Origin of the sequence: Clostridium manihotivorum (assembly GCF_004015185.1) — a bacterium.
Lineage (GTDB): Bacteria > Bacillota > Clostridia > Clostridiales > Clostridiaceae > Clostridium_AR > Clostridium_AR manihotivorum.
The window spans coordinates 3948450-3969334 of the sequence record NZ_CP025746.1 but is presented as its reverse complement, the minus strand read 5'-3'; the positions used below and the strand labels follow the sequence as shown (position 1 = coordinate 3969334).

Here is a 20885-nt window from a genome sequence, read left to right as displayed (position 1 = left end):
CAAAAGAAAGCAGGTTTTCATTATGAGAAAAAGAACATTCACACCAGAATTCAAAGCTAAAGTAATAATAGAGCTACTAAAAGGCGAAAAGGAGTTGAGCCAGCTGGCAAGTGAACACGAGATTGCTCCAAACCAGTTGCGTAACTGGAAGAGCGAATTCCTCGAAAACGCCGCCAATGCCTTTGATAATAAAAAGGATGAAAAGCTTAAAGAAAGCCTTAAATCAAGCGAAGCGGAGAAGGATGATCTATATAAGAAAGTTGGTCAGTTAACTACGCAGGTTGATTGGCTCAAAAAAAAATCTGAAGAACTCTTTGGACCTGATTGGGAGAGTAAATTTACTCCGCGCCCAAAAAGATAGCAAGGAACTCCCTTTATCCACAGTAGCTGAATTACTGGACGTAAACCGTACCAGTGCATACTACAAGAGTAAAAGTCCGTCTGAAACAGAATTAGCTATAAAAGACTCCATAGATAGAATGCACACTGACAACCCATCCTGGGGCTCCAGGCAGATTTCAAAGCAGCTGCAGCGCCAAGGATTCGATATAGGTAGATTGAAGACTCGCAGGTACATGCAGGATATGGACATACATGCGATCTACCCTAAACCCAACCTGTCCAAGCCTGCTAAAGGACACAAGATATACCCTTATCTTCTTAGGAATGTGGATATTGTAAGGCCGAATCAAGCATGGTCTATCGATATAACCTACATCCGCCTCAAACATGGTTTTGTCTATCTGACAGCCATTATCGACTGGCACAGTCGTCTCATCGTAGGCTGGGAGCTGGACGATACGTTATCCACAAATATGGTTAAAAGCGCTCTTGAAAAAGCCTTTTCTGTTGCTAAACCTGAAACATTGAACTCTGATCAAGGCAGCCAATTCACAGGTCATGAGTATATTAGCTTTGTGGAAAACCATAGAGTCAAAATTAGCATGGATGGTAAGAGCAGATGGGCAGACAATATCATGATTGAACGCTGGTTCCGCACGCTCAAATATGACGAAGTCTACCTGAAGGACTATGTTAACATAAGAGATGCCCGTAAGCAGATTGGTGATTTTATCCACAGCTACAATTTTGAAAAGCTCCACTCTGCACTTGGCTATCAAACTCCGGCAGAAAACTACTATCCTGTGCTACTTGGTATTACTGCATAGTGCAACTACATAATGGTAAAATATGGTTCATTGTAAACTTAAATATTTTTGTCTTGACAATCGAGCCACTATAGAGATGACTTCTTGCTTTACATCCCCATTGCTCACATAAGGCTTTAAGGTCTTTAGAACTTCTGAGTAGAAATCTGAAAGATTACTTAAAGTATCTGCTTTTTTATCATCTATAGTAATTATATTATTGTTGTATAGGCTACTATCAAGTAAAGAGGTTATGTATTCATTGGACTTTTTAAAAGGTTCATATTTTGCTTTTGGAGTAGTATAGTCATCATATTCAGCATAATTACTGTTATTAAAACTAATATTATTATATTTATTTTCTAAATCAAAAGCTAATCTCTGAATATTTATAATTTGATCTTGTGTAGCATTTTTATCAGTGATGATTTGCTGAATTTCTTGGTTTAAAGAACTACAATTACTATTTATCATAATTAAGTCCCGTGAGATATTACTATAATATAAGTTGTCATATTTTCTATAGGATTTAAAGTAAAATACGCATATTACAATCATTGAGAAAATAAGAAAAGTAGTTAATATAAATTTTAGATTTTCCTTAAGCTTATTCATTTTGTCCTCCTTATAAGATATTTTTATAAAAATTTATAGAAATAGTTATCTACTTATAAATTCTAACAATTAAATGTTTATATGTAAATATTTTCTTCGGAGTACGACTTGATAATTTTTTTCTAATCTGTATAAGAAGATAGAATAATATTCTAATAATAGATAATACTACTTTAGTGAGAGTTTGTGTTAAACTATTACCATTTTAGTATAGAAATTATAGAGTTCCATTACGAAAACCTAAGTTATGCATGTTCGAAAATCTTAGTATCTAGAAATTTTAGACGTGTATAAATTAGTAGTCAAGTTAGAAACTCTATAAAAGCTCATTTAAGCATAAGATGACTAACCACTTAATTTCAATACGGTACTTTAACATAGGCTATATTTTAAGTTTTCTTAGTAATTAAATTATTAGCTATTTGAATTCTATATTAAGGTGATATACGTTCTTGGAAAAAAAGATAAGATTCTTCTTAGAATATAAACTCGATATATGCTGTTTTTATATTGTTTTGAGATTTAATAAGAAGATATTTATCTATAATTATGGAGGTATAAATGAAGGTAGGTATTCCTAAGGGACTTTTGTACTATAAGTATCATCCCTTTTTACAAACATTTTTTAGTGAATTAGGAGCTGAAATAATAACTTCAACAGATACTAATAAAAGGGTGTTAGATGAAGGCGTCAAATACTGCGTAGATGAGGCTTGTTTACCTATAAAGATATTCCATGGTCATGTTTCATTATTAAAGAATAAATGTGATGTGATTGTAATTCCTAGAATCATGCAGATAAGATCTAGGGAGTATATATGCCCTAAGTTTTGTGGTCTTCCAGAAATGGTTCTAAGTAGTATACCAGATATGCCACAGGCTATAATTGAGCCAATTTATGCTTCCAGCGAAGAAGAGCTATATGATTGGGCACAGAAAGCTGGAAAAACTATTACTAAAAATAGAAATGTAATAAAGAATGCTTTTCATAAAGCTATTGATGAACAGCAAAAATATAAAACTGGAATAAAAAATGAAAACTATAATTTAAATGTAGCATTGGCGGGGCATCCTTACAATATTTATGATGAATTTATAAATATGAACATAGTTAAAAAGCTTAATAAATTAGGTGTAGGTGTAGTTACTGAAGAGTACATGGAGGATGAGCTTATTGACAGTAGGGTAAAAACCCTTTATAAAAGACCCTTTTGGACTTTTGCTAGAAACACTTACGGTTTTACGGTGGAATCTTCTTTAGAGAAGAAGGTCAATGGAATAATATATATATCCTCCTTTGCTTGTGGAATTGATTCTGTAATAGTAGAGCTAATTAAAGATAAGATAGGAGATTTTCCATTTATGATTTTAAAAGTTGATGAGCATACTGGAGAAGCAGGTCTAGAAACTAGAGTTGAAGCCTTTGTTGATATGCTTGAAAGGAGCTGTTAATTTGAAGATAACCTTTCCACATATGGGCAATGTCTATCTTGCAGCCAAAGCAATGTTTGATGGACTTGGCATAGAATATGTAATACCAAAACAAAATAGCAAATTATCTCTTGAACTTGGAGCACTTTATTCACCAGAAGAAATATGCCTACCTTTTAAGATAATGATAGGAAATTATATTCAAGCAATAGAAGAGGGAGCAGATACTGTAATAATCACAGGAAGCTGCGGGCCTTGCCGTTTTGGAGAATATTGTGAGATGCAGATGAACCTATTGAAAAAACTAGGTCATGATTTAGAATTCATAGTAATAGATGCTCCAAAGGAAATAGGAATAAGAGAGTTGTTCTCTAGAGTAAATAAAATTTCGTCGGCAAGTAGCAAAAATAAGTATGAGAAGCTAAGGGTGCTGTTTGACAGTCTAAGGGTTGTAAAATTAATAGATGAAATAGAAGCTAAGGCTCACTATTTAGCCGGTTATGAAAAAAAACATGGAGAGTGTAAGAGATTATTAAACAGATGTAAGATAGATGCACTAAAGTCAAATAACCCTAAAGAAATGATTAAAGTACTTTTAAACTATAGATCAATATTAGATAAAGTGGAAAAAGATAAAACTAAGGACCCTATTAAGATAGCAATAATAGGAGAAATATATACGGTTATTGAACCCTTTTCTAATTTGTATATTGAAGAAAAATTAATGGATTATGGAGTTTCAACTAAGCGAAGACTTACACCAAGCTGGTGGGTGAAAAATACTACTTTAATTCCAACAAAATTAAATTCCCTTGATATAAGAAAAAAATCTAAAAAATATCTCCCTCTATATATAGGGGGCCATGCTAGAGAGTGTATAGGAGAAGCAGTGTTGGCATATGAAGAAGGTTTTGATGGAGCTATTCAAATATTCCCCATGGGCTGCATGCCAGAAATTGTTTCAAAGTCCATACTACCAAAGATATCAAGTGATAACGACTTTCCTATTATGTCTTTAGTAGTAGATGAAATGACTGGTGAAGCTGGATATGTTACTAGAATAGAAGCTTTTGTAGATTTACTTGAAAGGAGAAAGATGAAATGTACTACCTTGGCGTAGATGTTGGATCAGTAAGTACAGATCTTGTACTTATAGATGAGAAAATGAATGTAATTGAAAAACTTTATTTGAGAACAAAGGGAAGACCTATAAATGCTATTCAGCAAGGATTTAAGATATTAAAGGATAAATATGACGGCATAAAGGTAAGTGCAGCAGGTACTACTGGAAGTGGAAGACATATAGCATCAACTTTAATTGGTGGCGATGCTATAAAGAATGAGATTACAGCTCATGCTGTTGCTGCTTTAGAGATTGATAAGGATGTAAGAACTATAATTGAAATTGGTGGTCAGGATTCAAAAATAATCATATTAAAAAATGGAGTGGTTTCTGACTTTGCAATGAACACTGTTTGTGCTGCAGGAACAGGATCCTTTCTAGATAGGCAGGCAGAAAGACTAGATATTCCAATAGAAGAGTTCGGAGAATACGCACTTAAATCTACAACTCCGGTAAGAATTGCAGGAAGGTGTGCTGTATTTGCAGAATCAGATATGATACATAAACAACAGTTAGGGTATAATGAATCTGATATAGTAAGAGGACTCTGCGATGCTTTAGTAAGAAATTACTTGAATAACATAGGTAAGGGAAAAGACATAGAATCTAAAGTGTTTTTCCAAGGTGGAGTAGCTGCAAACAAGGGAATGAAAAAAGCATTTGAAAATGCCTTAGGTTTTGAAATATTTGTACCTGAACACTATAATATGATGGGAGCTATAGGGGCTGCGCTAATTGCAAAAGCAGCTGTAGAAAAAGCTGGTGTAAGTAGGTTTAAAGGCTTTGATCTTGCTGAAAGTAAATTCGTTTCAAAAAGTTTTGAGTGTGAAGGCTGTCCAAACAGATGCGAAGTTGTTAAAATCAATGAAAATGATAGTACTATAGGTTGCTTTGGTGATAGATGTGGAAAGTATAGTAATAAGGTGGCTATATAAATAATAAAAAATTAATTATGTCGCCTGCCAGAATTTCTTCACATAGGTTCAGAAAGGCAGATGCGCAAAAAAGTAGCTGAAGAAGGGGCTCTTCAGCTACTTTTTTATCTTAGTGAATATCTATTTTTCTATTTTTAGGTTCACCTTTTACTTTTTTAGGGAGAACTATTCTTAAAACACCATCTTTAAAGGATGCATCAATTGAATTTTCATCTACATTATCAACATAGAAGCTCCTCTTAAACTCGCCATAATGTCTTTCTCTTCTTACGTAGTTTTCTTTTGTCTCTTCCAAAGAATCATTTCTTTTAGCGCTTATTATTAGATTGTTACTAGAGTAATCAATATCTATTGCATCTTTTTTAATTCCTGGCAGATCAGCTTCAACTAGGTAGTTTTCATCTGTTTCTTTTAAGTCAACCTTAAAACTTCCGTTTATGTTTGTCATTTCTGTAAAGAAATCATCATCAAAGAAGTTTTTAAAAAATGGTGTAAAGAAATCATCTCCCCTAGATAAGTTGCTTTTTCTAAAAGGTATCATTTCAAACATTTAAAATCCCTCCTAATGAATTGTATTTAATTTACCTTACAGCTATATAATAAATTAAAGGTCAAGGAAAGTCAAAGTCTGATTTTTTAAGACTTCTTTTAATTTTTTTAAGTATTTGATGCCAGTAATAAATAATTTATTGTATTAAATTATTTTAAAGCTAAATCGGCATTTATAAGGTTTTATAAGCATTTTTTATTATTTGGTTATTTATTAGTTGACTATAAGAGTGAAGTCATAAAGATTATAAGAAAAAAAAATTTATTATTTAGGAAATCGTCTTTTAGATAAAGTTTTTCTAATAGTTTTCTTCAAAAATAAGTTATAATTTTAAATATAACGAAAAATGTACTAGGAGAGATAAAATGAAAAAACTAAAATTAGAAGAAATAAAGCTTTATGAAGCTTTTGAACATAAAACAACAGAATGTCCAGTATGCAATCTAGAGAAAAACTATGAAGAACAGTTAATGCATTCAATTCTAGGAGAAAGAGTTATGGATCTTGATTTTTATCCTAAGATAGGAGCTGAATATAAGTTTTGCTCAACACATATAGAGAAATTAAATAGAGGAAGCGACAAACTTGGTTTAGCCATAATGTTAGATAAAATAATAAATAAAAAGCTAAAGGATGCTAAAAAAAATAAAGTTACACTAAAGCCAGATCAATCAATTTTAAACAAGCTGTTTAAACAAAATAAGGAAGTAGATAAAGAAACAAATGCTGAGCTGGAAAATCACTGCTTTATTTGTTCCAATGTAAAAAAGCATAATAAGGATATGGTTAAGGTACTTGTGGATCTTTGGATAAAGGATAGTGAATTTAAAGAGCTATATAAAGCTTCCAATGGTTTTTGCAACAAGCACCATTTAAATATATTAGAGGGTTCTTCCAATATAAAAAGTTCAGATCACCGTAAAGAATTCATTGATATTACCAATAAGATACATATAGATAATTTGGAGCGGTTACAAAAAGAATTACAGTGGTTTATAAAGAAATTTGATTATTTAAATGCAGATGCTCCTTGGGGAACCTCCAAGGATTCAGTACAAAGAGCACTTCAAAAACTTTTGAGTAATTATTAAAAAAATGGGTGAGAGTTTATGTATAAAGTTTTGAGCAAAGAGTCAATAGAAGAGGCTTACAAACTTCTTAATCAGGAGCAAAAAATATTCTTAGACAACTATGTTAAGAGGGGAAAGAAGACCCAATGGTTAAATAGCTGGGCAAAAAAATTAGGAGCTGTACTTACGGAAGAGGAGCTAGCTGATCCTGAAGCTTCTATGAACAAATTACTTAAATGGGTGTTGTTAGAATACGAGGAGGCTGAAGCTAGAACTGGAGATATGAGATGTGAATGCGGGAGAGCATTAAAGTATAGGTATACCATAAAAAACCTTGAGACTGGTAAGCTTTATAGACTTGGAATAATACATCTTCAGCAGCATACTGGACTTAATCCAGAACTTGTTAGGGAGATAAGTAAAGGTTTAAGCAAGATAGATCTAGAGAAGGATGAGATATTATCAAAGGTTTTAGAAAACAGGGAATTACCCTTTAATGTACCAGAACACTTAGAGCTTCCATTAGATATTAAGCTTCAGTTAAATATTGGGCTTCCATTATTGGATTCGCAAGAAAAAAGACTTAAAAGGCTAATTAATGATGTCAATGGCAGAGTTGATATAAAGCGAAACATAGATCTGGTTCAATTACCTAAAAGGAACAATGTTGTAGATGTTGATAAGGCTCATGAATATATAAGAAAGCTAGAGAAACTTGAGATAAGTGAAGAAGAAATTTTGCAGTTATACAAGTTTATTAAGGAAAATATAAGTACTTTAGAAAAATATAATATTGATATAAGGGCTATTAAAAGATATGTAATAAAAGCTGAGGCTAATATTAAGGATAGGAATATCAGAAGATGCCTAATAGATATAGAGTATATAATAGATTATAATTATTAACTTATGCTTTATAATTTAGGATATGTTAATGCGCAATCTACATAACAAATCAATTAGAAATATAGTATTAAGCCTAGCCAAATTTAAAAAGCCACCATTAAGCACTGAAAGGTGGCTTTTAATTAGTTTGCTTCATATAAAGTTCCAGTTTATTTTGTTTTTAAATCTTTAAAAGATTATTTAGTAGTATAAAAGTACTACTAGGCTAAGGACAAGCTGTCATCACAATTTATAATTTTATATATTTTTAATAAGACAATATTAATAGTAAGCCATACTAAACCAAAGACATAACCGGACAAAATATCAGATAATCTATCAACTGTTGAAAGTAAGCTTCCTATACCACAGAAAGTACAAATTAATAAAGCTAAGGAACATAAGAGCACTGAACCAGCAGGATTTCTTATAGTATCTAACAACAAGTAGGTTAAATAACCATATACAACAATTGACATAATACCTTCATGACTAGGAAGAGTATAAGAACTGTTGTAGAGTTCAGACGCTGGTCTAAGAGATTTGAAGATGTTATTAAGTAGAGAGCACAAAACTTCCCCGCCTACAATAGTGGTAAATAGAAATTGCAGATCAAGAGTAGGTGATGAACTCTTTCTGATTATTATAATTGAAAACAGTACTATCAATGGTATTATAAATAAATAAGAAGTTAATAACCTGAATATAGGGATAAATTTAGTCAAATGATTATTAAATATGCCCTTAATATAATAAGTTGCTATAAAGTTGCAGTGAGTAGAGTCTGATGTTATATAGTCTTGAATTATGCCTATAATTAGAGCAAAAATACCTATAAATGCTAAGTTCATTATATTGAGCACCTGTTTGCTCTTAGTGAAGGAATAAATATATATAAGACTATTATTTAGAGCTTTAAAACTAAACTTAATCAGTCTAAAACCTTTATTCTTGTATGAATATACAGCTGATATAATTATGAGAATAAGTATAAAAATATAAGGTGTATATTTTGAAATATAACTATCAAGCTTCTCCCAATTTGGACCTAAGAACATGCCTAAGGATATAAAGGTAAAGGTCCATAATATAGCTCCTAAGTAAGCATTTATAGCAAATTTTTTAAATGATACTTTGCTTATACCTGAAAAGTATCCGGTTATATGTCTTACACCTGGAATAAAATATGCAAATAGCAATAGATTATTTCCATAAGAGTTAAACCAGTTAGATGGTTTTTCTAAGGTATTTTTATTGATGTGGAAATAAGAAAAGTATTTATTAATAAAATCAACCCCTAGTTTGCTTCCAATAATATATGCTAAAGTTATTCCGAATACAACTCCCATGGAGGCTGAAATTAGACTACCATATAGATTCATCTTAGATTCATAAATAAGAAATCCACAGTAAGTCATCATTATTTCTCCAGGTAGTGGGAAAGCTATTAATTCAAGAGTTAAAGACAGAAACAATATAATATAACCGTAGTCATTGAATAAATTAAATATAAATTCCACTTTATCACCTCCTATGATATAAGTATTTGTAATATTATTAGATTTTATGTCTAAATAATCATCTAGAAGAAAATTTTACAATTAAGTTTTTTGTATAAAATAAAGGTTGGAGATATTATGCTTAAAAGTTTTACTAATATATTTGGATTGTCTTTAAAAAAATTTAAAAATAGAACTAAGAATATGAAGAAGGAGATTGGAGCTTTATATTTAGCTTATAGAAGAAAAGAAATACCTATATATACAAAGCTAATTATTTTATTAGTAGTAGGTTATGCTTTAAGTCCAATTGATTTAATACCAGATTTTATACCGATTTTAGGCTATGTTGATGATTTGATAATACTGCCTCTAGGTATTGCTTTAGCGGTTAAATTGATACCGAAGAATATTATGGAAGAGTGTAGAGCTGAGGCGGAAAAAAAGTATAGTAATATAAAGAAAAAAAGCTATGTCTTTGCTGTTTTAATAATAGCAATTTGGGTTGCACTAGCTATGTACATTATATTCAAGATTAGAGCGTTGCTATCATAAAAATTAATGATATATTTGATTACAAATCAAATGTAATACTTTAATTAGAAATTATTGTTAAACCTCCTCAAAGTTTTGTGAGGAGGTTTAACAATATATGTTTATAATTAGGTTTTACAGCTAGAGATGTACCACTTAGTAATAAATAAAAATATTAATAGGCTATATTGTTCTTATCGTAATCTTGTTTCTTAAGAAGATAAGATGGATGATTTAGATTGGTTGGTGGGTAAAACTCATCCCTTAAATATTGGAATCCTAGCTTTTTTAGAAGTTTTGATGAAATTGTATTATTGGGGTTATGGCCTGCAAAAAGAGCAGATACATTTAAGGTACTAAAGGCATATTCCATTACTGCTTTGCATGCTTCTATAGCAAGACCATTGCCCCAGAATCTTTCTTTTACATGAACACCAAGTTCTAAGATATTGTTTTCTAAGTCGTAGGGTCTTAAACCACAACAACCAATGGCTTCACCGGTTTCTAAAAGGTAAATAGGCCAGTATTGAACTTTAAATTTATTAAAAACATCAATTTCTTTATGCAATCTTTCCAAAACTTGTTCTTCTGACATCTTTCCGCTTGCAACTATATATTTAGTTACATTTGGGTTTGCCCAAAGTTCCATTGCTTCATCGTAATCATCTTCATTCCATAAGGAAAAACCAATTCTATTAGTTGATAAGAAAAAATCCTTCATAAAAAATCTATCCTTTCATAAAATTCTCATACTAATAAATTATTATTAGGTTCATTCCATATAAACTATATTATAACTCTAAGCATAATAGTTTTATGTTTAAATTATCATATTTTTGCAAGTTAATTAATGATAAAGATAATCTCATTTAATTTAAAAAATATTCAGGATTCTTAATGTGTAATTTTAAAATATAGGTATCATATAGAGAAACATATAGAGAGCATATAAAGATAGTTAAATAAAAGCAATAAAATCTTTAATCATGTTTTAAAAGAAAATTTGAATTATGCCTGTTTTTGGAGTATTATATCAAATGGAATAAAAATAGCTATAACTATTAAATATTCCAATGAGAGTAGGCAGGAGGAAAAAACATGACGGGTAGAGCGAATTTTTTATCAAAATTAATGAATACAAGCCTCAGATTCTTAATAGCGCTTATAATACTATCTGTTTTATATTTAGTTCAACAGTATTCAAAAGTTATGAGTTATAAGGACTTTTTATTTGCAGCATTTTTTATTATCGGCGGATTGGTTTTGAATTACTGCATAAAAAGAGGTGTTAAAACTAGAACTTTAATTATAGCAATGGTGCTTTTTGGTTTCATCTTAAGACTGGCATGGATAATATCTATAAATAGTATACCGGTATCAGATTTTGGTGGAATGTATATGAGAAGTGAATACTTTTTAAAGGGGCAATATGCTATGTTCAAGGGACATAGTTACTATGCAAGATTTCCACACTTGACTATGACCATTTTATACTTCGCTTTTATTAGAAAATTCTTCACTTATCCTTTGCTTACATTAAAGTTTGTAAATGTAATATGTTCCACAAGCACAATTTTTATCTGCTATTTGATTTCTAAAGAAGTTTTTAATTCAAGGTTGAAGGCTATTTGGACAAGTTATATAGCGGCCATATATCCACCAATTCTAATTTATAGCGCGGTGTATTGCTCAGAGAATATGGCAATACCATTTTATATGCTTAGTGCTTATATTTTTATTTTAGTTGTAAAAAATAAAAAACCTTCATGGTTCTTACTATTTTCTGCCTTAAGTTTAACTATTGGCAATCTATTCAGAATGGTAGGCTCAGTGATGATAGTTGCCTATATAATGTATTTAATATTTTACAGCAGAGAAAAGCTAAAGAAAAAAATATTAGCTTCTTCTTATATATTAGCAGGCTTCTTAGTTCCTTTGGTAATAGTAAGTAATGTTCTTATTTTTAAAGGAATTACAGAGCAACAGCTTTGGGGAGGCAGCGAGCCTAAATGGACATCTATATTAAAAGGGTCAAATATAAAGACTTATGGAAGGTTTAATTATGATGATTCCAATATAGGTGATAAATATAATAATGATTACGACAAAACTTCAGAAGCAGCAAAGAATCTTGTGATTGATAGGTTAACCAGGACTCCTTTAGATGAACTTGGAAAATTCTTTTTTGTAAAGTATACAATGCAATGGGCGGAAGGGGACTTTGGTGCTATTTACTGGGCACATTCTAAGCTGAAAGCTAGTGATATAACTATTGATCTTCGATATTCAGCTCACTTTTACAGCCAGATATTCTACTTAGGTATTATGCTACTAACCTACAAAGGATTATTTAATAAAAAGCAGTATTTAGAAAATTCAATAATAAATCTGTTTTATATAATATACTGTGGCTATGGTCTGCTATATTTAATCACTGAATCACAGGATAGATACTCCTTTATTATAAGTTGGGTATTTATAATACTTGCCTTTGCAGCATTAGATGAGGAAAAGTATTTTAAATCAAAGACAGTTAGCGGTAGTGAGAGTAAAGCTGTAGTTGAAGTGGAATCTAAAGATGTACTACTTCAATCATAAATTTATTTTTAAGACTTTTCTGGTTTCTGTGAGGAGAATATACAAATATAAATTTTGTTACGAAATGGTACATCTATAAGTATAGGGAACCAACTTCAACTATTAATTTATACATACCACAAAATCGCCAGAAGCCGCGATTTTATAACAAGTATAAATTAAGTTTTCGTAAAGGTTCCCTATAAATAGTTCCGATATCGAAACTTATTTGTACTTATTTGAATATTGAGGTTCTTGGGGAATTGGATGAGGTAAAAATTAATAGCTAAGCCAGAAACTCTGTAAATATTAATTTAGATTATATATTAATGTATAAAATAAATGTAGTTAGATTTATATATGAGAGAGGTTATTATATGGTATTTAGATTAGCTGATAAAAAGGATATTTCTAGTCTTGCAGAATTAAGATGGCTGCACGAAGAGGAAGAGTGTGATTTGTTTGGTATCAATAAGGAAGAATTTATTAATGAATGTTCTATTTTCCTAACTAATGGATTGGTAAATAACGAATGGGTCTATTGGATTGCAGAAGAAGATAAAGAGATAGTAGCTAACATTTATGTAAGAAGAATACGTAAGGTTCCTAAGCCTCAAAAGTTTTTTGCAGAGATAGGTTATGTAACCAATGTTCATACTAAGGAACAATATAGGGGAAAAGGCATAGGCAGTGAGTTACTAGCTAAGGTTAAGCAGTGGAGTGTTGACAATAAAATTGAACTGCTGTTTCTATGGCCAAGTAAGAGAGCAGTGGATTTTTATAATAGGCAAGGTTTTGATATTAATAATGAGATTATGGAGTTAGAATTTTAAAAAAGCTCAGAATCATGATATATTAGCATGATTCTGAGCTTTTTCTAGTTAATAGGAGCAATAGTTGTACTGCTGTAAATAAATGCAAACTACGTTATGGATAAAGATGCATCACTTTAATCCGAAAGCTACATAATTACTATATATTTATATAATTATATAAGCTTATTGCAAAAGCTTTAATACCGTCTTTATAGTTTCATCTTTATCTACATCAATATATTTTGAATTATCAGTAGGGACTTTGATATCAGGTTCAGTTTTCTTTTCGAAGTTAGAAGAACCATCTGGATTTAATCCCATTTCCCTAGTAAAGCCGAAAACATAGCCACTATTTGGTAGCGTACAAACTACAGGATCACCACCAACTCCATCTCCACCAGTAGCTTCTCCAACAATTGTTGCAAAGCCTGTACTTTTACAAAAAACTGCTAATGCTTCTGAAGATGAAAAAACATTTTTATCTGTTAATAAATAAATTTTCCCTTTAAAACCAACATAATCTTTAGGTGAGATGGTATAAGAAGATTTGATATAGTATTTAAATTTATCGTAGGTTTCTGGAGGCGTATTTTTTAAACCTTCACCTTTCAATTTACTGATTTGATAACACTTATTATAGTCTAAATCATCTTCACATTTTAAAAATGGTTCAATAAAAGTTCCACCTCTAAGTAAAATATAGCTATTATAAGTTAGAGGTTTGTCTATAAGCATTGGAACAATATTATCTGACCAGTAACGACTGTCTCCGCCACCATTGCCCCTTATATCTATTATCAATGCTTTGTAGCTACTGATTTCTTTAAGAAAAGGTTTTATTAGTTTCATATCTGGTTCAGTATTAAAACCCAAAAAAGATTTTATACTAAGGTAAGCAACTTTTTTATCTTCAAATTTCTTAATGTAAACATTGTTAGGAGTAATAAAGTTCGTTGAATTACTGTTAGTGGAATTCTTACTATCACTACTTTTATTCAAAGAAGCATATCTTTTTACAGCTACAGGTTTATTCAGTTCCTTAAGCCATGAACTGAAGTGTTTTGGTTCTTCTTCAAAAATTTTCTTGGTTTCATTATAGAGGTCTCTAGAAAAAATATGAGTATGCCCATTATTTAGCTCCTTCAGTATATCTTGCAAAGTTGAGCAAAAATCAGAATCGCTTTTTGTGGCTTTTAGCATTTCTACATATTGATCCTTCTTACTTAACCAATCAATATTATGTAATCTTTTATCAACTTCAAAATATGGATAGTTATCTTTAAGTATGTTGTACATATATTCAAAATCATCTAATTTCTGTTTTTGTGTTAAGCTTAAATTTGATTTTTCTTTATTAGTCTGTCCCAATGTACAACTAGTGAAACTAAAACAAAGTATTATGCTGATTACTGATTGCAATATTTTCTTTTTCATAATAGAACTCCTTTATTTGTGCTAAATGCTTAATAATAATATAAGTATTATAACATAATCACAATTAATATATAAAATGTGTAATAAATAATTTATATTTCTAATTAGTACATTAATATACAGGTATTATTTAGTAACTGGTCTAATCTAGTTTAACTAGGTAAATTAAGATTTTTTAAATATTCGGATGATTGAATCTAAAATTTGTAAATAATTATAAAAAGCATTGTTTTCTATATTAATAAGAGAGTATAATTTTTTGTATGTATATATATGGAAGTAAGTTGGTCGCTGTTAAGTATTAGGGATGCGTGATATAACGTAAATTTGAATATATAAATAAATATACATAGAAGAAAAGTTGAAGTTGTACATCTATGGCACAGCGGTCATAAGGAGATGAGTTTGTGAGTATTGAGAAGAAAAAAACTATACTAAAAGTAGTCGGCATTATAATATATCTTTTCTGGTTTATAGTATGGAGTGAGGTTGGTCTAAATCATCTGAATCTTAAGGTTATACCATTCATTTTAATATTTTTTCTTGGAAATATTATTTTGGGTAGTATGAATCAACTAATATACAAAGCAATAGTAAAAGCAAAGGAATGAAAATATGTAGTTAATTTGTAATATAATGTATACTTGCTCCGTGGTATAATATGTATTAATTGCAATAAAAGACCGTGGGGGTAAGGGAATGTCGAAAAAAAGAAAAGTTTTATTATTTATGGTATTAATTGTAGTATTGGTTGCAGGAGTATATATGGTTTTACAAAAGAAACCTGCAAAAGATCTGGGGGATACAAATACAGTAGTTTCAAATAAGCAAGGAGAAGAAGCTAAAAAAAGTGATGACTCAGACACAAATTCCAATGATGAAAGCAAAAATGTAAGCAATATAGATAATCTTGCGCTTACTACAATTTCTACTAAGAACAAGGTGAATTATCTTTATACAAATAACAATTTAAAGAAACAATATGCATTGAAGGATATGGATAAGACTAGTAGTAATACATCAGTATTATATAATTCAAAATTATATTATACATATAGAGATGGCGATGGATTATGCAAGTTGAAAATACTGGATTTGGCAACAAAAAGGGAAGAAGAAGCAAATTTAAGTATTCAGTTAAACTCAATTGATTATATAGAAGCAGTAAACAATAATATATATATGAAGGCTACGAAGAATGGAAAGAGCAATTCGGGGTTAGTGGTCTATAGCATTGAAGATAAGACTTGTAAAACTTTTGATTATGATGATGACGATGATTCATTACAATGTTTTGATGTTAATAAAGGTAAGATTGTAGAAGCAAAGTGTTCTTTGAAACAGCAGAAAGATGCCTTAAAATCCGATAATGGAAATGCTGGATATACTATAAAAATCATTGATGAAAAAACGTCTAAGGTTGTCTATAGCTATCACAGCGATAAAATAATAACTTTTGTTGGGTTAAGCGATGATTTAAATAAGGTTCTACTATCTGTCATAAATACAGAATATAGAACAACATCTATTAGAGTTCTGGATATTAAGGAGAACAATGAAGAACAATTATCTGTTAAATATCAGGATTACAAATTAGTAGATGGCGCTAAATACTCTAGTGATGGCAAGGGTGTTTACTTTTTAGCTACAAATAAAGAAAGTAAGGCTGATGGTAATAATATTCTATATAATACCACAACCTTATACTATTATGATTTGAAGGATAATGCTTTAAGGGAGGTATTGCATCCTTTAGACGGAGTTATAAGTAATTACTCTATATCAAGAGAGAATGAGATAAAAGATAGTGATATAGCTAAGTATGGATTAAAAGAGTTTGTGAATGTAGAAAACTTAAGTAATAATATTACTAAGCCTGTAGTTAAAGATTCATCTGGTGCTCCAGCAACCTTATCTGATATTAAAGCACCATATACCATACAAGATGCTAAGAGAAATAATGATTTAGTTTTTATTAAGGATGAGGATAAAGCTTTAAACCAAGATAAATTAAAACAATTTTTAGAAATGTATAAAAGCAAAAAGCAGTGTAAAGTAAGGTATGTGGAATTCATAGGTGAACAGCTACAAGCTATTGAAGATTTAATTTATGACGGAGAAAAATTATACTTGGTTAATTACTCTATAGATGATCAAGGAAATGGAGGCTCTTATAAGAAGGAAGCACCAGAGTATTTTAAGGACTTTGGGTTTAGCGATCCAAGATACTACCTTGTAGATGAATCGGGAACTGACAGCACTTTTTTTGAGAAACGTTAAAGTATATAAACATATACCACTTCTACCCGAAATATATTGTCAAAACTCCTCTGGGTTTAGAAAGGAAGATTTGAAAATATAAATTATATTACGAAGTTGTATATCTATAGTTAGAAGGAGATAATTGATGGGTACTGCATCTGGTTCAATATTAATAGCTATTTTATCAGGAATAGTAAGTTGGATTATATATGTTATATTAAATAAAAAATATATGATTTCAAAAAAGCTAAGTAAAATTATACCTGGTCAATGTAAAGTAAAGAGCTTTATTTGGAGGATAATTAGTATGATTCTAGTACTTATAATTTGTATATTATCAATATTTGTATTCAAGATACCAGAAAAGATGTTCCTTATTGTAATTGGAGGGATTGTGGCAGTTGGAAATAAGGTTGCTAATGACTTAAAGTTTAATGATGGAATATAGAAATTATAAGAAAAGTCTGCTATAAATATGAAAGCTATGCGCAAAAAGCTTATTTAATCTTCCTTTGTGCATAGCTTTAATTGTATTATTTACATATGCTTATTTAGCAGCAAGGCTTTAATAGAAATTGTTATTGCAATAAATAATTCCATAAAGTATTATAAAATCTATGTAGATTTCCTAACTTAACTATTAATTTATGAATGCCCGATAATCTCCAGAAGCCAGGAGTGTCAAACATGTATAAATTAAGTTTTCGTAAAGGTTCCCTATAATTAAAGAACTTTTAAATGGAGGTAAATTAATGAAACCAAAGGTAGCTTTTATATGTGTTCATAATTCTTGTAGATCTCAAATGGCTGAAGCCTTAGGAAAGCTTTTTGCATCAGATAGTTTTGAGTCATATTCAGCAGGCACTGAATTAAGGCCTCAAATTAACCAAGACGCTGTGAGGATAATAAAGGATTTGTACAATATAGATATGAATGAAAGTCAAAAGTCTAAGCTTCTTACAGATATTCCTGAAGTAGATATAGTTATTAAGATGGGATGCAACGTAGTATGTCCATTTTTACCTTCAAAACATGAAGAAGATTGGGGATTGGATGATCCATCTGGTAAGAATGACGAAGAATTTATAAAAACAGCTAAAGCTATTGAAGATAAGGTGAAAGATTTAGCTAGAAGAATACAAAACAAGGAAATATAGTTTTTATAGACAGTAACTAGAAAATAATTATGTTATTTTGTTACTGTCTATCTGAATTCTGAGTACCTCTTTTTTAATCTATACAAATAGTAAAATGTATGGAGAAATGTTTTATGGCAAATTTATTATGAAATCCATTAGTTCCACTTTTTAAATAGCAACTATAAATACATTAATTATTGTTATTATAAATCAGGGATTCGCTTATGCCTCTTAGTATATTAAGTTACCGTAGGGAGAAAAGTAAAATGAACATATATGATAATCTATATTGCAAGATTTATGTTGATACTGATAAAAGTATACAAGATATAATAAATGTTATATTGAGTGTTGTCTCAGGCCAAGTTAGAAGAAAAGGAGTATACTCAACTAATCTAGAAATAGATATAAGATATAATAAAGAATATGATGAACTAGAACGACTTGGTGTGGAAGATGGGTTCTTATATTATAAATATTATTTGGAGATAGAGCCCAATGAAAATGCGGCACAAAAAAAATACATATTAAGTGTTTCTCAATTACTAGAAGGATTATGGGGAGTCGGATATAAGGCTGTTGCTTCTTGCGATTTTGAGGTGGATTTGCCTAGAAGTGGTGGATATAAGGCTCAAATTTAACCTCCAAGAAAACTAGCTATAGGATGAATTTTTCAAAGCATATAGCATCTTTGTTGTTTATATATTTTCCGTAAGTAGGTATTGTAATGTAGCCTTTTCTTATATAAAAGTCAACAGCATTTTTATTTATAACCCTTGTTTCAACATATAGCTTTTTATAGCCTAAGCTAGTAGCTTCAGCCTCTAAATATTTTAAGATAGCTGTTCCTACTCCTTTACTATTTGGGCGGGAATACATTCTTTTTACTTCAGCTATGGTATCAGTTATAGGTCTTATTGCTCCGCATCCAATAGGGTTATCATCGTTATCATAAGCTATAGCAAATAAAGCTCTAGGTACCATTACATCACTTGGATTAAATGAACTTTTCCCACTGGCTCCAGTTATGGACTTCAAAACTACAGATAGCTCCTCTGTTAATTCTATAGCATCCTTTGAATTTGGATCTCTTAATAATATCTTCATATAAACTCCTCAAAATAATAAAAATATTTAAAAACCAAAATTACCATCTACTATTAGTAGTGTAATCCTATTAGGTTTACTTTGTCCTTCAATTATTGAAAGGGTATTGCAAACTCTTTTCTTAGACAAACAATCAACGCACTTATTTAAGGTAACGCAAGGAGGATTAAAACCAGCTCTTTTGGCATTAAGAGGACAAGCTGTATTTTTTACTCTCTTAATTGCTTCATCTAGATTTTCTGTAATTTTATTTGTGCTAACAACAATAAAAACTTTCTCAGGACCAAAGGTTAGTGCAGCTACTCTGTTCCCACTATGGTCTACATTAACGATTTTTCCATCTTCTGATATGGCATTGGAGCCGCTTATATAGAAATCCGTAAGAAGTGCTTTCCTCTTTATATCATTACATGCTTCTTTAGTAGAGGCAAGTTCTTTGTCAAGAACAATATGGTTCTTTCCAAAGTTAGTTGAAAGTACGAAGTCTTTCGTAGGAAAGAACCTTTTTACGTAGGGTCTCAAAAGTACACCTTCCATACATTATTCTCTTTATTACCTTTATCTTATTTACACTGCCTTCTGCTAATCCATTACTATATTTATACATGATAGCATTTTTGACTGCAGCTATATCTTTAGTTAATCCTTTAATAAAACTGTTGATTTCAGATATATTTAACTTCTTAGCATCTTCAAGCCAAGTGTCTAAAGCGGTTGGTTTCTTGCTAAATAAAATCTTCTTGAATGAATCTACCAATAAATATATTTTAGACAAAATAGGATATTTTTTACATATCACTTCTAATTGTTCAATTGAAATAGCCTTGACTTTATCTAGTGGCTTATATAGTAATTTTATAAGATATTTACGATCAATCAATTCATACTTCAGATAATTAGAATCTATAACTTGCTTTATTAGTCTTCTTTTTCTTGTAGAATACATTCTTATTGCTGAAGCGGAGCCTGTATAACCGTTTAAACGTAAATGTTCTTCAATTATTCTAAATGTATATCCTTTTGTAAGTAAATCATCAATTATGCTATGAAATGGTGACAAAGGAGATTTTTTAGAAATTCCAAATGTGCCGTGAACTGCGCAAGCATTACTATCAAGGTATCTTCTAACGGTTTGTCTTGATATTCCTGTTTCTCTTGAAATTTCTCTTATTCCGTAACCTTGCTTATGCAAGTTACGAACTTGATTTAAGTTTTTCTCTTTCTTAGTAACATTTTCTTTATGATTTAAATTTGGAGAATCATTTTCCTTAAGAATTAACTCAGACTTATCCAGAGAAAGATATTTCTTAACAGTACGTATGTCCATCTTTAATTCTAATCCTATTTCTTTAGGAGATTTACCCTTATCATATAGAATATTTGCTTGATTTATTCTATTAAGCTTTCTCGTATTACCGTAAGCTGTTTCCTGCTTAAGATTTCTGCTTGTTTGTTTTTCCAACTTTACATTAAAACTCAGTATCTTAGTTAGATATTTTTTGCAGTAGTCTGTTAAATTCTTCAATATATGAAATCTATCACTGATTTGAATTGATTTTGGATGAGCTTTCTTTATAGCAGTTGCATATGTCTGGGCCCCATCTCGTGAAATCACTTCCAAGTTAGGATATGTTTTTAACCATTCAACAACATTATCTAATTCTCTAGAATCTAATATGTCTACAATATGTTTTGTTTCAATATCAATCATAACTGTTCCATAAGTGCTACGTTTTTTCATTGCAAAATCATCTATACAAA

Annotated in this window: 23 protein-coding genes; 15 read left to right on the top strand and 8 right to left on the bottom strand. The window is 30.4% G+C overall.

The annotated features are described in order from the left end of the window. Positions 1-22: 22 nt before the first annotated feature. Positions 23-361, top strand: coding sequence for a transposase (locus tag C1I91_RS29040; protein WP_238475822.1), 339 nt, complete (start codon positions 23-25; stop codon positions 359-361). Continuing rightward, entirely contained in the window at positions 282-1169 is an 888-nt protein-coding gene (locus C1I91_RS17950) for an IS3 family transposase (RefSeq protein ID WP_338032558.1), read from the top strand. The genes C1I91_RS29040 and C1I91_RS17950 overlap by 80 nt, the downstream gene beginning before the upstream one ends. 27 nt (positions 1170-1196) lie before the next feature. Here the strand turns inward: C1I91_RS17950 and C1I91_RS17945 are convergent, their stop codons facing one another. Next, the gene (locus tag C1I91_RS17945; protein ID WP_128214109.1) at positions 1197-1763 is read right to left on the bottom strand and encodes a hypothetical protein; all 567 of its coding nucleotides are present in this window, start codon (positions 1761-1763) and stop codon (positions 1197-1199) included. 561 nt (positions 1764-2324) lie between these two features. On the opposite strand from C1I91_RS17945, the gene C1I91_RS17940 reads away from it, so the two are divergent. The 3 genes from C1I91_RS17940 to C1I91_RS17930 are packed head-to-tail and all read left to right on the top strand — an operon-like array spanning position 2325 to position 5252. Further along, positions 2325-3215, top strand: a complete 891-nt coding sequence (locus C1I91_RS17940; RefSeq protein WP_128214108.1) for an acyl-CoA dehydratase activase-related protein — start codon at positions 2325-2327, stop codon at positions 3213-3215. A 1-nt stretch (position 3216) separates the two neighbouring features. After that, a complete protein-coding gene (locus C1I91_RS17935; RefSeq protein ID WP_128214107.1) occupies positions 3217-4314 on the top strand; it encodes a 2-hydroxyglutaryl-CoA dehydratase in 1098 nt (365 codons plus the stop codon). Further along, positions 4296-5252: an acyl-CoA dehydratase activase gene (locus C1I91_RS17930; RefSeq protein WP_128214106.1), complete on the top strand. Its 957-nt coding sequence runs from the start codon at positions 4296-4298 to the stop codon at positions 5250-5252. Before C1I91_RS17935 ends, C1I91_RS17930 begins: the two co-directional genes overlap by 19 nt. A gap of 109 nt (positions 5253-5361) precedes the next feature. Here the strand turns inward: C1I91_RS17930 and hsp18 are convergent, their stop codons facing one another. Then, complete coding sequence (hsp18, locus tag C1I91_RS17925) at positions 5362-5802, bottom strand: heat shock protein Hsp18 (protein ID WP_128214105.1); 441 nt, start codon at positions 5800-5802, stop codon at positions 5362-5364. A 365-nt stretch (positions 5803-6167) separates the two neighbouring features. On the opposite strand from hsp18, the gene C1I91_RS17920 reads away from it, so the two are divergent. Beyond that, positions 6168-6893, top strand: a complete 726-nt coding sequence (locus tag C1I91_RS17920; protein WP_128214104.1) for a DUF6062 family protein — start codon at positions 6168-6170, stop codon at positions 6891-6893. A gap of 18 nt (positions 6894-6911) precedes the next feature. Continuing rightward, a complete protein-coding gene (locus tag C1I91_RS17915; protein ID WP_128214103.1) occupies positions 6912-7778 on the top strand; it encodes a hypothetical protein in 867 nt (288 codons plus the stop codon). Positions 7779-7978: 200 nt separating this feature from the next. Here C1I91_RS17915 and C1I91_RS17910 read toward each other — a convergent pair whose 3' ends face one another. Next, positions 7979-9277 (bottom strand): VTT domain-containing protein, encoded by a 1299-nt coding sequence (locus tag C1I91_RS17910; RefSeq protein ID WP_205694227.1) that lies wholly within the window; start codon positions 9275-9277, stop codon positions 7979-7981. A gap of 117 nt (positions 9278-9394) precedes the next feature. Here C1I91_RS17910 and C1I91_RS17905 point away from each other — a divergent pair, with 117 nt between their 5' ends. Then, entirely contained in the window at positions 9395-9811 is a 417-nt protein-coding gene (locus tag C1I91_RS17905) for a YkvA family protein (protein ID WP_128214101.1), read from the top strand. A gap of 154 nt (positions 9812-9965) precedes the next feature. Here C1I91_RS17905 and C1I91_RS17900 read toward each other — a convergent pair whose 3' ends face one another. Next, a complete protein-coding gene (locus C1I91_RS17900; protein WP_128214100.1) occupies positions 9966-10511 on the bottom strand; it encodes a GNAT family N-acetyltransferase in 546 nt (181 codons plus the stop codon). Positions 10512-10888: 377 nt separating this feature from the next. Between C1I91_RS17900 and C1I91_RS17895 the strand changes: the two genes are divergently transcribed. Further along, a complete protein-coding gene (locus C1I91_RS17895; protein WP_128214099.1) occupies positions 10889-12388 on the top strand; it encodes a glycosyltransferase family 39 protein in 1500 nt (499 codons plus the stop codon). A gap of 356 nt (positions 12389-12744) precedes the next feature. Further along, complete coding sequence (locus tag C1I91_RS17890; protein ID WP_128214098.1) at positions 12745-13200, top strand: GNAT family N-acetyltransferase; 456 nt, start codon at positions 12745-12747, stop codon at positions 13198-13200. 165 nt (positions 13201-13365) lie between these two features. Here the strand turns inward: C1I91_RS17890 and C1I91_RS17885 are convergent, their stop codons facing one another. Further along, a complete protein-coding gene (locus C1I91_RS17885; RefSeq protein ID WP_128214097.1) occupies positions 13366-14616 on the bottom strand; it encodes a S41 family peptidase in 1251 nt (416 codons plus the stop codon). A 407-nt stretch (positions 14617-15023) separates the two neighbouring features. Between C1I91_RS17885 and C1I91_RS17880 the strand changes: the two genes are divergently transcribed. From C1I91_RS17880 to C1I91_RS17860, 5 genes are all read left to right on the top strand, one after another. Further along, on the top strand, positions 15024-15227 hold the full coding sequence (locus C1I91_RS17880; protein WP_128214096.1) for a hypothetical protein: 204 nt from the start codon (positions 15024-15026) through the stop codon (positions 15225-15227). 88 nt (positions 15228-15315) lie between these two features. After that, positions 15316-16896 carry a hypothetical protein gene (locus C1I91_RS17875; RefSeq protein ID WP_128214095.1) on the top strand — a complete coding sequence of 527 codons (1581 nt, stop codon included), beginning with the start codon at positions 15316-15318 and terminating at the stop codon, positions 16894-16896. A gap of 127 nt (positions 16897-17023) precedes the next feature. After that, positions 17024-17326 carry a hypothetical protein gene (locus C1I91_RS17870; RefSeq protein ID WP_128214094.1) on the top strand — a complete coding sequence of 101 codons (303 nt, stop codon included), beginning with the start codon at positions 17024-17026 and terminating at the stop codon, positions 17324-17326. A 304-nt stretch (positions 17327-17630) separates the two neighbouring features. Beyond that, positions 17631-18035 (top strand): arsenate reductase ArsC, encoded by a 405-nt coding sequence (locus C1I91_RS17865; protein WP_128214093.1) that lies wholly within the window; start codon positions 17631-17633, stop codon positions 18033-18035. A gap of 248 nt (positions 18036-18283) precedes the next feature. Continuing rightward, on the top strand, positions 18284-18658 hold the full coding sequence (locus C1I91_RS17860) for a 1,4-dihydroxy-6-naphthoate synthase (protein WP_128214092.1): 375 nt from the start codon (positions 18284-18286) through the stop codon (positions 18656-18658). A 16-nt stretch (positions 18659-18674) separates the two neighbouring features. On the opposite strand, the gene C1I91_RS17855 is transcribed toward C1I91_RS17860, so the two are convergent. The 3 genes from C1I91_RS17855 to C1I91_RS17845 are packed head-to-tail and all read right to left on the bottom strand — an operon-like array spanning position 18675 to position 20865. Beyond that, positions 18675-19124 (bottom strand): GNAT family N-acetyltransferase, encoded by a 450-nt coding sequence (locus tag C1I91_RS17855; protein WP_128214091.1) that lies wholly within the window; start codon positions 19122-19124, stop codon positions 18675-18677. A 27-nt stretch (positions 19125-19151) separates the two neighbouring features. Beyond that, a complete protein-coding gene (locus C1I91_RS17850; protein ID WP_128214090.1) occupies positions 19152-19661 on the bottom strand; it encodes a lactate utilization protein in 510 nt (169 codons plus the stop codon). Next, on the bottom strand, positions 19591-20865 hold the full coding sequence (locus C1I91_RS17845; protein ID WP_128214089.1) for an ISL3 family transposase: 1275 nt from the start codon (positions 20863-20865) through the stop codon (positions 19591-19593). The genes C1I91_RS17850 and C1I91_RS17845 overlap by 71 nt, the downstream gene beginning before the upstream one ends. Positions 20866-20885: the final 20 nt, after the last annotated feature.

What these genes read in the sequence shown, in the direction of transcription:
- C1I91_RS29040 (WP_238475822.1), top strand. Translation starts at nt 23, where the DNA reads ATGAGAAAAAGAACATTCACACCAGAATTCAAAGCTAAAGTAATAATA.
- C1I91_RS17945 (WP_128214109.1), bottom strand. Translation starts at nt 1,763, where the DNA reads ATGAATAAGCTTAAGGAAAATCTAAAATTTATATTAACTACTTTTCTT.
- C1I91_RS17905 (WP_128214101.1), top strand. Translation starts at nt 9,395, where the DNA reads ATGCTTAAAAGTTTTACTAATATATTTGGATTGTCTTTAAAAAAATTT.
- C1I91_RS17900 (WP_128214100.1), bottom strand. Translation starts at nt 10,511, where the DNA reads ATGAAGGATTTTTTCTTATCAACTAATAGAATTGGTTTTTCCTTATGG.
- C1I91_RS17850 (WP_128214090.1), bottom strand. Translation starts at nt 19,661, where the DNA reads ATGGAAGGTGTACTTTTGAGACCCTACGTAAAAAGGTTCTTTCCTACG.
- C1I91_RS17895 (WP_128214099.1), top strand. Translation starts at nt 10,889, where the DNA reads ATGACGGGTAGAGCGAATTTTTTATCAAAATTAATGAATACAAGCCTC.
- C1I91_RS17890 (WP_128214098.1), top strand. Translation starts at nt 12,745, where the DNA reads ATGGTATTTAGATTAGCTGATAAAAAGGATATTTCTAGTCTTGCAGAA.
- C1I91_RS17855 (WP_128214091.1), bottom strand. Translation starts at nt 19,124, where the DNA reads ATGAAGATATTATTAAGAGATCCAAATTCAAAGGATGCTATAGAATTA.
- C1I91_RS17930 (WP_128214106.1), top strand. Translation starts at nt 4,296, where the DNA reads ATGTACTACCTTGGCGTAGATGTTGGATCAGTAAGTACAGATCTTGTA.
- C1I91_RS17920 (WP_128214104.1), top strand. Translation starts at nt 6,168, where the DNA reads ATGAAAAAACTAAAATTAGAAGAAATAAAGCTTTATGAAGCTTTTGAA.
- C1I91_RS17845 (WP_128214089.1), bottom strand. Translation starts at nt 20,865, where the DNA reads ATGAAAAAACGTAGCACTTATGGAACAGTTATGATTGATATTGAAACA.
- C1I91_RS17865 (WP_128214093.1), top strand. Translation starts at nt 17,631, where the DNA reads ATGAAACCAAAGGTAGCTTTTATATGTGTTCATAATTCTTGTAGATCT.
- C1I91_RS17875 (WP_128214095.1), top strand. Translation starts at nt 15,316, where the DNA reads ATGTCGAAAAAAAGAAAAGTTTTATTATTTATGGTATTAATTGTAGTA.
- C1I91_RS17870 (WP_128214094.1), top strand. Translation starts at nt 17,024, where the DNA reads ATGGGTACTGCATCTGGTTCAATATTAATAGCTATTTTATCAGGAATA.
- hsp18 (WP_128214105.1), bottom strand. Translation starts at nt 5,802, where the DNA reads ATGTTTGAAATGATACCTTTTAGAAAAAGCAACTTATCTAGGGGAGAT.
- C1I91_RS17915 (WP_128214103.1), top strand. Translation starts at nt 6,912, where the DNA reads ATGTATAAAGTTTTGAGCAAAGAGTCAATAGAAGAGGCTTACAAACTT.
- C1I91_RS17940 (WP_128214108.1), top strand. Translation starts at nt 2,325, where the DNA reads ATGAAGGTAGGTATTCCTAAGGGACTTTTGTACTATAAGTATCATCCC.
- C1I91_RS17860 (WP_128214092.1), top strand. Translation starts at nt 18,284, where the DNA reads ATGAACATATATGATAATCTATATTGCAAGATTTATGTTGATACTGAT.
- C1I91_RS17885 (WP_128214097.1), bottom strand. Translation starts at nt 14,616, where the DNA reads ATGAAAAAGAAAATATTGCAATCAGTAATCAGCATAATACTTTGTTTT.